This is a genomic window from Psychrobacter sp. TB20-MNA-CIBAN-0197, assembly GCF_040309765.1.
In the GTDB taxonomy this organism is placed as follows: domain Bacteria; phylum Pseudomonadota; class Gammaproteobacteria; order Pseudomonadales; family Moraxellaceae; genus Psychrobacter; species Psychrobacter submarinus.
This window is the reverse complement of sequence record NZ_JBEOPC010000585.1, coordinates 1-272: the sequence shown is the minus strand read 5'-3', so window position 1 is coordinate 272 and position 272 is coordinate 1. Positions and strand designations below refer to the sequence as shown.

At 39.0% G+C, this 272-nt stretch carries 1 pseudogene; it reads right to left on the bottom strand.

From position 1 onward, the window contains the following. Positions 1-68: 68 nt before the first annotated feature. A pseudogene (locus tag AAEY83_RS15080) lies at positions 69-272 on the bottom strand (tetratricopeptide repeat protein); the annotation flags it as partial.

Sequence of the window (272 nt, the reverse complement as noted above, 5' to 3'; positions counted from 1 at the left end):
ACTTAAGCCACCGCCAACAATCACAATAGGTAGGTTTTGCATAACAAATCATTCCTGCTCAATAAAGATTATTCAGCCAATAGTTTAGTAAGCAGCTCATCTATCTCAACTTTAAACTCTTTATCTTCAATTTTATTGGCGGTAATTTTGGCATTCTGTAAATTTTGAATAGCCGCTTCCTTTTCGCCCAGTTCAATCTGTAGCACCGCCATAGAAAAGGCAATCGATGACATGTGGTCTTTCGAATTAATCGCGGTCGCTTTGGTTAGTGC